The organism is Scytonema sp. UIC 10036, from assembly GCF_009725235.1.
Genome location: NZ_WJFC01000017.1, coordinates 97,194 through 108,385 on the forward strand (window position 1 = coordinate 97,194; position 11,192 = coordinate 108,385).

At 41.2% G+C, this 11,192-nt stretch carries 6 protein-coding genes and 1 pseudogene; 5 read left to right on the forward strand and 2 right to left on the reverse strand.

The genetic code is table 11. The annotated features are described in order from the left end of the window. Nucleotides 1-542 precede the first annotated feature (542 nt). Nucleotides 543-3,218 carry a CHAT domain-containing protein gene (locus tag F7734_RS10915; RefSeq protein ID WP_155744681.1) on the forward strand — a complete coding sequence of 892 codons (2,676 nt, stop codon included), beginning with the start codon at nucleotides 543-545 and terminating at the stop codon, nucleotides 3,216-3,218. A 379-nt stretch (nucleotides 3,219-3,597) separates the two neighbouring features. Here the strand turns inward: F7734_RS10915 and F7734_RS10920 are convergent. Beyond that, nucleotides 3,598-4,787, reverse strand: a pseudogene (locus tag F7734_RS10920) (IS4 family transposase). A 221-nt stretch (nucleotides 4,788-5,008) separates the two neighbouring features. Between F7734_RS10920 and F7734_RS10925 the strand changes: the two are divergent. The 4 genes from F7734_RS10925 (at nucleotide 5,009) to F7734_RS10940 (ending at nucleotide 10,039) form a co-directional block, all read left to right on the forward strand. Then, a complete protein-coding gene (locus F7734_RS10925; RefSeq protein WP_155744682.1) occupies nucleotides 5,009-5,251 on the forward strand; it encodes a hypothetical protein in 243 nt (80 codons plus the stop codon). After that, the gene (locus F7734_RS10930; protein WP_155744683.1) at nucleotides 5,244-6,494 is read left to right on the forward strand and encodes a hypothetical protein; all 1,251 of its coding nucleotides are present in this window, start codon (nucleotides 5,244-5,246) and stop codon (nucleotides 6,492-6,494) included. The genes F7734_RS10925 and F7734_RS10930 overlap by 8 nt, the downstream gene beginning before the upstream one ends. A 53-nt stretch (nucleotides 6,495-6,547) precedes the next feature. Continuing rightward, nucleotides 6,548-8,353 (forward strand): molecular chaperone DnaK, encoded by a 1,806-nt coding sequence (gene dnaK, locus F7734_RS10935; RefSeq protein ID WP_155744684.1) that lies wholly within the window; start codon nucleotides 6,548-6,550, stop codon nucleotides 8,351-8,353. Between the two features lie 132 nt (nucleotides 8,354-8,485). Beyond that, complete coding sequence (locus F7734_RS10940; RefSeq protein WP_155744685.1) at nucleotides 8,486-10,039, forward strand: AAA-like domain-containing protein; 1,554 nt, start codon at nucleotides 8,486-8,488, stop codon at nucleotides 10,037-10,039. Between the two features lie 31 nt (nucleotides 10,040-10,070). On the opposite strand, the gene F7734_RS10945 is transcribed toward F7734_RS10940, so the two are convergent. Further along, the coding region (locus F7734_RS10945) for an Hsp70 family protein (protein ID WP_243146803.1) at nucleotides 10,071-11,192 on the reverse strand (1,122 nt) is incomplete at its 5' end.

Sequence of the window (11,192 nt, forward strand, 5' to 3'; positions counted from 1 at the left end):
TTCGGTGCGATACTTAAAACCCTTACAGTGATTGATATACGGTAAATATTACCCGCACATACCCTCAACAACCACAACTAAACTCTAGAATCTTGCCAGTACAAGTGAACTAAATAGAAGATTAGTACTTTACCAGAACTTTATGCGAACTTTTACGAACTTATATATATCGACAACTCTAAGTAAATACTGGAAACTGAAATTTAGGGGGACAATATTTTTTGTCAGTCTAGATGGGGGGCGTGCTTCTCAATTGCGTATTTTTTGTAACACAACTTTCATCTATTTTAATTAGAGACAAGCTTTGCAGTCCATACAAGAAAGTGTAGTTTTAGATATCAAAGTTGGTCAGTATCTGTACGAGAGGTAAAGTAGCAATTTTGTATAAAAAGCATCAGCATTTTTTCAGAACACTAAGCCATAATCTTTTTTATTTGCTAGCAATAACCTGCCTGGTTTCATAGATGGTTCACATTTTATAACAAAAAAATTTGGAGTAAATTTTTCTCCAAACCTGACAAATTAAACCTAACAAATATAGTATGAATCAAGAACGCAAACAAGTCTATTATAATTTAATTGAAGCGTTATTAAAATGTCGTAAAAATGAAGATATATCAAGAATTTTAGAGACCAATCAACACTTGTTTGATTTGGATTTCGTGAAGACAATACTACAAGTTGCAGCCAATCTGAAAGCTCAGAAGAACATAGAAAACTTTAAATATTTAATAAAGATTACATTTCATCTATTAGTTACTATTGGAAATAGGTTCTTGGAACAACAGAATCTTGCCAATGCCAGAGAGTACTACGAACAAAGTTTAACTATTGTCAAACAAATAGAGACCGACACAGTTAGATTTAAATTACAAGTAGATATTCTTAACATTCTGGGTCACTCTTACAATCGTCCCTATGACTGGAATTTAGACAAAGCAATAGAGGTTTGTGAGAAGAGTTTAAGAATTGCTAAGGATATAGGCTATCGTCATGGAGAAGCTGTTGCTCTGCTCTGCATAGGGAAAGCTTATTATTGGTATCCCGGTAAGCAGAGAAACTTTTCTATGGCAATAAAGTGTTACGAGCAGGCTAAGGCTATCTTTCAGGAGAGAAATAATCTTCAAGGAGTGCTGGATGCTCTGTATCATTTGCAAGATTCTTATTATTATACGAGCAACTACGCTAAAGCAATACAGTCAAACGAGGAGCGTTTGGCGATCGCTCGGGATTTGAAGGATCTGCTTTTAGAAGCTAGTGCTCTATTTTGTCTGGGAAACAATTACCAAGGCTTGGGCAACTTAGAGAGAGAGACAGCGAAAAATTACTATGAGCAAAGTTTGGCGATCGCCAAGAAAATAACAGATAATTATTATGCTTGTTGGTTGCAGGTACGTACTTTGCAAGGTCTGGGAAGTTATTACAGAGTTAAAGGGTACTTAGGTGATGCAGAAAAAAATTACCAAGAAAGTTTGAGAATTGCTAAAAATATACGTGAAGAACAGGGACAAGCTAATGCTTTACAAGCTCTAGCTGAGATTTACTATTACCAAGGAAATTTAGCTCGGGCGTGGAATTACAACGAGCACAGCTTGGAGATCAAGCAGCGACTTCAGGATCAGATCGGTACAGGAAACTCTATAGGTTTTCGGGGAAGCATTTGTCTTATACGAGGTCAATACTGCGAAGCCTTAAATTACTTCGAGCAGAGTTTGACAATTATGGAAGAATTCAACAACACCTCTGGAAAAGCAAGTACTTTAACTGATATGGGAGTTGCTTACCTCGGTTTAAATCAAATTGAACAAGCAGAAACTAAACTACGCCAGGGAATTGAACTTTGGGAGTCCGTTCGGGGAAGATTGGGCGACCGTGATGACTTTAAAGTATCAATTTTTGAGCAGCAAGCTAGAACTTATCATTTACTGCAAGCTGCTCTCATTGACCAGGAGAAACCCTTAGCAGCTTTGAAAATTGCCGAACGCGATCGAGCTAGGGCACTTGTAGAGTTATTGGGTAAGGAGTTAGAGGGGCAATTAGCTGAAAAAACGGAAATTACTTCTCCCACTCTCCAGCAGATTCAACAAATTGCTAAAGAGCAAAATGCTACACTGGTAGAATATTCTATTTTGTGGGCTAGAACTTTATTGATTTGGGTCGTCAAACCTACTGGTGAAATTGCCTTTCGCCAAGTTGACCTCAAACCCCTATTACAAGAATTTAATAAATCTCTGGAAAAACTGGTTGCGATCGCTCATCATTCCATTGGCGTTAGGGGAACGCGCTTTGTTGGCTTGGATGGGGATAATAATGATAACGAACTTATTCAAGGAAACAACAAACAATTACAACAACTTTATCAAATCCTGATCGAACCGATTGCTGAGCTTTTGCCAAAAGATGCAGATGAGCGAATCATTTTTATCCCGCAAAACAGTCTGTTTCTTGTTCCCTTCCCAGCTCTTCTAGATGCTTCTGGTAAACATCTGATTGAGCAACACACCATCCTCACCGCTCCTTCTATTCAAGTTCTAGAACTAACTCGCCAACACCAGCAACGAGTCCAAGAGATGGGACTTCAGGATGTACTGGTGGTAGGCAACCCAACTATGCCACCTTTTAAATCTCATCAATTGATTCCTCTTCCAGGTGCAGAAAAAGAAGCCAGAGAAATCGCTCCGCTATTGAATACTAAAGCACTTATAGGCGCTGAAGCTACTAAAGTCGCTATTGTCCAGCGAATGCCTACAGCACGGATTATTCATTTAGCAACACACGGGTTACTCAATGATGCTGAGGAATTAAAGGTGCCAGGAGCGATCGCTTTAGCGCCGTCAGGAACAGATGATGGTTGGTTAAAAGCTACAGAAATTATGGATTTAAAGATGCTCAAAGCTGAGTTAGTCGTTCTGAGCGTCTGTAACACTGGACAGGGACGATTAACCGGGGATGGTGCGTTCGGATTATCTCGCTCCTTTATTTCTAAAGGCGTTCCTAGTGTGATTGCATCCTTGTGGTCAGTACCTGATGCTCTCACTGCCTCCTTCATGGTGGAATTGTATCAAAATTTACAACAAGGCTTAGACAAAGCCCAAGCCCTGCGCCAAGCGATGCTAACGATTAAAGAAAAACATCCTAACCCGCTGAATTGGGCTGCTTTTACGCTCATTGGTGAAGCCTCGCAAGCCATCTTTCAAAAAATTACACAAGTTGTTTGAAAACCCGATAATACCTGCGAATTTCATTTCTGGAGATAAATTATGACGGCACAACAACCTCATGTTACTAATGGTTCTTCCTTATCAATACCTTTGCCAATTTTGAAGAGAGGTAGTGGTAGTGAAGAGAGGTTAACTCTCAAGAAACACATCCGATAAAGTCTATGTAGCGAGGGTTGCCAGAAATTGTATGGGTGTAATCTATTCGGCTTTGGCATTGGCTGAGAGTTGTTGGTTAAGCTTTGTGCAAGTGTGAAAAGGAGGCAATTGTCGTGTTGTGGGTGAGTAGGGTGAGCGAATTGAGTGAGTTTTATGTATTTAGCGATTGCAGGATTTGTGTAAATGTGGTGCGTGTTATCTGACGGGGTGACAAAAAGGGTTAGGATGCAGACTGAATAAGCTTTATAGCTCTTAGACCTCGTTGATAATACTTCCACTTGTTGCGACATAATCTCATTAATTCTGAGACTAAATCTTCACATGGTTCCATAAAATTAACCCATGTTTGACCGTATAATCCAACATAAAAACTACTGTGTCGCCTTTCTGCACGCCCATATTCTTTCACTCGACCAATATATTTTTGTACACCTTTTTGTTTAATTTGTTGTCCATGTATTGTGGCAGATGTGTAGGCGTTCGCGTAGCGGCGGCTTCCGCATCGCTATCAATAAAATCAGAGATATTAAGCGCTTGTTTGAGACTTTAGTTCCCTCTAAATTATAACCACCGCTCTTAAAGTCACGAAACATTTCTTCAATATCAAATCTCTTTTTATAAGCTGCGAGCCTCCTAAAGGAGGAGCTTCGCTAACGCTAACTTTAGAGTTTCCAAATTTGTGATAATAAACCATCCTTCTTTTGGAGCAACTCCTAAGATTTTACGTCGCCATTTACAAGCTAAATTAAAACCCTTGAATCCTTTCTGTTTGGTTACCTTAACTCCTTGTAAAAAGAGAGCAACTCCCGGTGATAAACCTAAGCCATTTAACTCTCGCCAAACTTCCGGCTCAACTTCAACAAATTCATTCTTTTTAAGACGCAGGCAGAAAGATAGATTGTTTTCTCTGAGCCAGTTTGCTAATTTTATTGAGCAAAATTCTCTATCCCCTAATAGGCAAACTTTGTAATCTTTAAACAAGGGTAATACTTGAGATATAATCAATTTTTGTTCATCTATATTACTGCTCCCTAATTTGGGTAAGAGTTCAAAATATACAGGAAAAGCTCTTTTATCCCAAACTACGCTAATCATAAATAAATTAATACAACCCCATGCAGTCCGATCAATTACTACATAAATTATTTTGTCAGGGGAAAAATATGTTGATAACCATATACTGACAATCGGGAGCCAAACTCTTTCAATTGTTAGATTTGGTAATGACAGAAATCTTTGCAATCTCTTCCTTCTGCTTTGAAATAGAACTGGAATAGGTAAAGCAGTTGCTAAAGCTTCCAAATTCACTTTTTTAATTGACTGTAAAACGTTAATTAAAATTGTTAAAAACAAGTATTCGGCTCGACTAAAGTTCTCTTGGAGGTGTGTTTGATATAATAAAGGTATCATTGTCAATAGATAGGTCTTGTTGACAAAAGTAGACCTATCTTTTTTTACCACAAATTGCTGCACACTTTATCTCATAAGCTTTTTAAGCTATTTTGTCGCCCCTTTAGTCCGGTTACTCTATCTTAGAATGTCTAAATCCAGATGAGCCGTTTTATACTGATAAAACTTATTACTTCCGCGTTAGCGTTCGCAAACGTCCGCCAGTATGGTATCAAGAAAGATTGATATGTGCCGAAGAGCTATCGAAGGAACTGCGGGCATTATTTATAGTTCCCGGTTTACAAACAACCTTTCCCGAACCCGTCCAAATGCAACCAACGAGTCGCAATATCCGTCAAGCTACTATGTCCCTAACTCCAGAACAAGAAGGTGATTATCAACTCGTGGTACAACTGCTCGAAGGCGACGAACTGGTGAAAACACTGCAACTGAATATGAAAGTTCGGGGGAAAGTTAATGGGTAATTCAGCTGCTAGCACGCTTTCAGGCAAAGGCGATCGCCAAGAATCCCGCTATCACCTTCAGGTAACCGTTATGAAGGGTACCCCCACCCTGGGTGTTGGCGCTCAGCCGTTTCCCCTCACCTTTACTGAAGGAGATGCTAAAGCGTTCAATCACAAATTTATTTCTATTCTGGAAGAACTCGGATCTGATGTCATCCGTAAAGGAGTAGACCTGACGAGCTACGACCACAACTATTTAATCCGCCTGCGAAATACTGGCAAAGCCGCTTACAACACATTTTTGCACTCGTCCACCCGTCAGTACTTTCAAAAAAAGGAAGAAGCAGAACAACAGCGAGGGGGTTTAAGTTTAACCTTTCAAACACCGATAGAGTTGTCCTTTTTTTGGGAAATGTTGTACGCGGGTAAGCCTGAGATTGAACCAGAACAATTTTGGGGCTTTCGCTATCCCATCGGTCGTACTTATTGGGGGGAATTCGATTTAAGCGATCGCGTCCAACTTCAAAGTGGAATACTTTCTGCTATTCACCACAAACTTAAGTATTCTCTGCAAGAGGTGGAGCAGGTGGGAATACACTTGCAAAATGCTTGTCAACGTCTGCGTTTAAAGCTAAGCTTACAGCTGCTAGAGCAAATTATCTCAGCGGAATCGCTTTGTCAAGACAGCTTTATAGATACTTTATTAGAACTGTTCAACGATCCAGATTTCAGCTATGGCATAATTCACTTTGCCTGTCACTGCTGGCAATCTCAGAATGAACCAGGTGGTGAATCAGTCGCTACCCTATGGGTAGGCACGTCATCAGGGCTATTTCGCTACCGACCAACTGTAGGTTTGTGGGATGGTGCGTGGAATTTTGCCTCAGGCGAGTTGGAACGACTCTCGATTCAGGCATTAGCGTTAGATCCGATAACTAACCGTTTGTGGATTGGCACTTCAATGGGACTTTTTAGCGAACATACATGGCAAAAACATCGGGAAGTTGATGTACAAGCCCTAGCCTTCGATCCAGAAGGGGCATTATGGCTTGGTACAGCAACAGGTTTGGAACACTGGGTATCCCCAGGGGAAGGAAAATGGTTTGTGGGAGAACCAACCGAACTATTTACAACAGGTAATTCCGGACTAGCGGCGAATGTAGTGACTGCTCTATGTACCAATAAGCTTCAAGACGAGTTTTTATTATGGGTTGGTTCCAGTGCGGGGGTCAGTTGCTATCCTTACAAAGCCGAAATGTTTTGATAGCAGACTGAATTTAAAATAAACACAAAAATCATTTATTATTAATTGCGAATATGTCAGAAATTATAGGTATCGATCTAGGCACAACGAATTCAGCAGTCGCTATTTGGCGTGAGGGAGAGCCACAGATTATTCGTGATGCTGATGGTCATACTTTGATGCCATCAGTAGTAGCAATCGATCCAGCTAACGGGCAGTTAGTTGTGGGTCGTCGTGCTTATGCGATCGCTTCTTTGAATCCTCATTCCACTATTTATTCCATCAAGCGCTTCATGGGTCGTCGCTTTCAGGAAGACCAAGTACAGGAAGATTTGCAAAAACTTCGCGTACTTTATGAACTAGAAGAGTCAAATCAGCGTCAAGGTGGAATTGAGGTAGCAGTAGGAAACAAACGCCTGACACCGCAAGAAGTGTCAGCCAAAATTCTGCAAAAACTCAAAGCGGATGCTGAAGCTTTCTTAGGTCATAGGGTAGACCAAGCAGTTATCACCGTACCCGCTTACTTTCACGATTCCCAACGTCAAGCGACCCGTGATGCTGGTCGTCTTGCTGGTTTAGAAGTCAAGCGGGTTTTGAATGAACCAACAGCAGCCTGTCTGGCATTTGGATACAAAAAACTGACAGAAACCCGTCAAAAAATTGCAGTTTACGACTTAGGCGGTGGCACATTTGATATTTCAATTTTAGAAGTTGGTCGGGGACCGTTTCGAGTACGAGCTACTAATGGCAATACCCATTTAGGCGGTGATGATATAGACCAACGGATTGTGGAATGGATTTTAAATGAAATTGGCGGAGACGAGAAAAGGAGATTGCAAGAAGATTTACTGGCTCTTGCTCGTTTGCGAGTTGCTGCTGAGCAAGCAAAGATAGATTTATCATCTGTGGATGTGGTGCAGGTGCAAATACCCGGACAGCTTAGCCCTATTTCTAATGTCCGTGACTTAAACTTAATGCTGAGTCGCGCTCAACTCGAATCAATGGCTGAAGCTTTGATTTCTCAAACATTAATACCTTGTCGCCAAGCGCTTCAAGATGCAAGACTCCTGGTTGACGATCTTCAAGAAGTGTTGCTGGTAGGCGGACAAACGAAAATGCCAGCAATTAGAAAGGCGGTACAAGATTTTTTTGGCAAAAAACTTAATGTTTCCCTCAATCCTGAAGAAGTTGTAGCTGAGGGAGCCGCTGTACAAGCCGCAATGATAGCAGGTGTGACCACTGGACTGAAGCTAGCTGACGTAGTACCCCTAACACTGGGCGTCAACAGTAAAGGGCGAATGGATATTATCATACCGCGCAATACTCCAGTACCATTTGTGAAAACTAAAGTCTATTCCACAGCTTATGACAATCAGGAAAGTGTTGAGGTGCAAATTTATCAAGGTGAACGTCCGTTAGTAACCGATAATATCAAGTTGGGAGGATTTATTTTGAATGGTGTTGAGCCTGCTTTAGCTGGTTTACCAGAAATTGAAGTCACCTTCCGGGTAGACCAAGACGGCATTTTGCACGTATCAGGTAAAGATTTACACACTGGTAATTTTAAAGAAGTAACTATTACTGATTCCGTGCGGCTCAGCGAAGAAGACATCGAAGCTACGATCCAAGAAGCTGAAAACCATGCTGCTGAAGATGCTGCTCAACGCCAGCAAGGAGAAATGGAAGAGCAAGCCGAGCAATTAGTCAAACGACTCAAGGAGTTGCTGACAGAAAAGAGGAAAATTTTATCTGTTGAATTAGCAATTGCTATCTCTGAAGTACTAAAGGTAAGCTCACCCAATGATTGGACAGAATATGTGACAAAGTTAAAAAATTTATGGCAGCAAGCTATTGAGATTTTATCTGGTGAAAAAAAGTAAGATTGAAGAAAGCAGTGGAGTTGTGCGATCGCGTAACACCATCAGCCATTCTTACTTTTTTGGAACCATTTCACTTTCAAGAAGGTGTCCTTAAGCTACACTGAGGGCATCCGCCTTTATGTCAAAAATTACATGTCTCGTTGGTTCAACACTGCAGGTCCTTGTAAAGCCCAAAAACATTATATGCTGGCACCAACTGCTAGGTTGCCCGACTTAGAAAGTTTAATTGCCCAAGAAAGTTATTTTGTCATTCATGCACCTCGTCAAACAGGTAAAACGACTGCAATGCTAGCGCTAGCAAAACAATTGACTGAAAGTGGGCGCTATGCGGCAGTTATGGTATCGGCAGAAGTGGGGGCACCTTATCGTCATGACCCAGGCATCGCCGAACTACCTATTTTGGATGCTTGGCAAGCACGTGCTCGATTGCATTTACCTTCTAATTTGCACCCCCCTGCGGGTTGGGATGAGGCGCAGCCCGGACGAAGAATTCAAGCGGCTTTACAAGCTTGGGCACAAGCTTGTCCAAAACCTGTGGTATTATTTATAGATGAAGTAGACTCATTGCAAGATGAAACGCTGATTTCATTTCTACGACAGTTACGTGATGGCTATCCCGAACGTCCAGAAAACTTTCCGTTGTCCATAGGGTTAATTGGAGTACGGGATGTGCGTGATTATAAAGTCGCATCCGGTGGAAGCAATCGATTAAATACGTCGAGTCCTTTTAACATTAAGGTAAGTTCAATAACATTAAGAGATTTCAACGCCTCTGAGGTACAAGAACTATATCAGCAACATACCTCGGATACAGGACAAGTTTTTACTAATTCAGCAACAACAACGGCGTTTTATTTAACTCAAGGACAACCTTGGTTAGTCAATGCGCTTGCTAAAGAAGTTGTAGAAAAGATAGTGAAAGATAGAAATGTCGAGATTGCACAAGAGCATATTTTAAAAGCAAAGGAAATACTCATTGCACGTCAAGATACTCACCTAGATTCGCTGGCTGAAAGACTTCGAGAACCAAGGGTACAAGCAATTATTGAACCAATGCTAGCAGGGTTGGAATTAGGGAATGTACCTAATGATGACATCCAGTTTGTTATCGATTTGGGTTTATGTAAAATGGACCCGCAAGGTGGGTTAACAATTGCAAATCCCATTTACCGCGAGGTTTTACCTAGAGTATTAACTGTTACACCAATGGCTTCGTTGCCTAAAATTGCACCGACTTGGTTAACTGAAAAAGGCGAGTTAAATACTGACGCTTTACTCCAAGCATTCTTAGTATTCTGGCGTCAGCATGGTGAACCATTATTAGGTAGTACTGTGTACCACGAAATTGCACCCCATTTGGTACTCATGGCATTCTTACATCGTGTCGTTAATGGTGGTGGAACCTTAGAACGTGAATATGCCATTGGAAGCGATCGCATGGATTTGTGTTTAAGATATGGCAATGTTACATTAGGAATCGAATTAAAAGTTTGGCGCAATAAAAAGGGCGACCCACAATCTGATGGTCTTGAACAACTAGACTCTTACTTAGCACGCATAGGTGTAAATTATGGTTGGTTATTTATTTTTGACCGACGTTCCAATGCACCAGCTATTGAAGAACGCCTATCAACACAAATCACAACTACAAAAAATGGACGTTCTGTCACAGTTGTGCGTGCATAGCTAGCTATTCCTAAAAATAGGTTGTATCATCCTAAGCTGATAATTTGTTTTTCATCTCAGCAAGTAATTTCTCTGCTTGGGTCACATCGCGTCTATTAATTGCAAATTGCAACTCTTCCAGGGTTTCTAACAGCAGATTGTTAGTTTCTTGATTGATAATACACCGCATTCGGTTTAGCTCCTCCTCTAACTGGAAAAGACGACTGGTTATGGTATCTTCGTCTCGGTAAACTTCAGCTTCTTTAAGCTTTTCTTCCACCTCTTGCTGTGTTAGGCGGTAAAAGCGGTCAAAAGTCTTTTCCACAGGTTGTCCGTCCGTACTGGTATCTTGCGCCAACACGTGGAGAATTCCATCGTGGTCAACTTTAAACATACAGTTTACCCGAACTTCAAGAGCCGGACGGGCTGTTGCTAAGTTGAGAACAACTTCGCCAACAAATTCATTATCTACTGCAATAGGTCGCTCTCCTTGATAAATGCGGAAGCGGATGCTTTCTTGACCATCGCGCTGGGTGGTAAAAGCTTGAGAACCCTTGCGCCACTTGGTAATTGGTATCTGTTCGTTAGCGCGAATGATAACATCCATTTTGCCACTGGCTAACTCAATTCCCAGTGATAAAGGAGTGACATCCCATAGTTTCACCTCGTCTTTAAGATAGCCACAAAGCCGTGCGCCTAGGACTGCTGCACCTCTTGCAACTGCTTCATCTGGGTTAACAGAGTCGTTAATTTTCCAGCCGTAGCGATGCAAGAGTGCTTCTTTGATAGCAGGTAATCGGGTTTGTCCGCCAACTAGCAATACTTGATCGATGTCAGTTGGTTGTAAATTAGCTTCTTTTAAAGTGGCGTCGCAAACATCTAAAGTGCGTTTAATAAAAGGTTGCACGAGTTGGCACGCGAGTAGCAACGGAACAAAAAACCGGGATAAGAAAATAAACTCAAAAATCTCGGCAAAACTTCTGCCATGTATATACATAGAGAAAAGCGCATAATTACGTGGTTTATGGCTTTTCCCATGTATATACATGATAAAAATTGTTACATTACTTAAGAACAGAAAACCGGGATAAGCTTTTGGCGTTGCATAATAGAGGGAGGATTTGAGGTGTTCTACTATGCAATGTCCATACTGCGAGTCTACGGAGATTCTGAA

Coding starts and splice junctions, on each gene's coding strand:
- F7734_RS10915 (WP_155744681.1), top strand. CDS start 543: ATGAATCAAGAACGCAAACAAGTCTATTATAATTTAATTGAAGCGTTA.
- F7734_RS10930 (WP_155744683.1), top strand. CDS start 5,244: ATGGGTAATTCAGCTGCTAGCACGCTTTCAGGCAAAGGCGATCGCCAA.
- dnaK (WP_155744684.1), top strand. CDS start 6,548: ATGTCAGAAATTATAGGTATCGATCTAGGCACAACGAATTCAGCAGTC.
- F7734_RS10940 (WP_155744685.1), top strand. CDS start 8,486: ATGTCTCGTTGGTTCAACACTGCAGGTCCTTGTAAAGCCCAAAAACAT.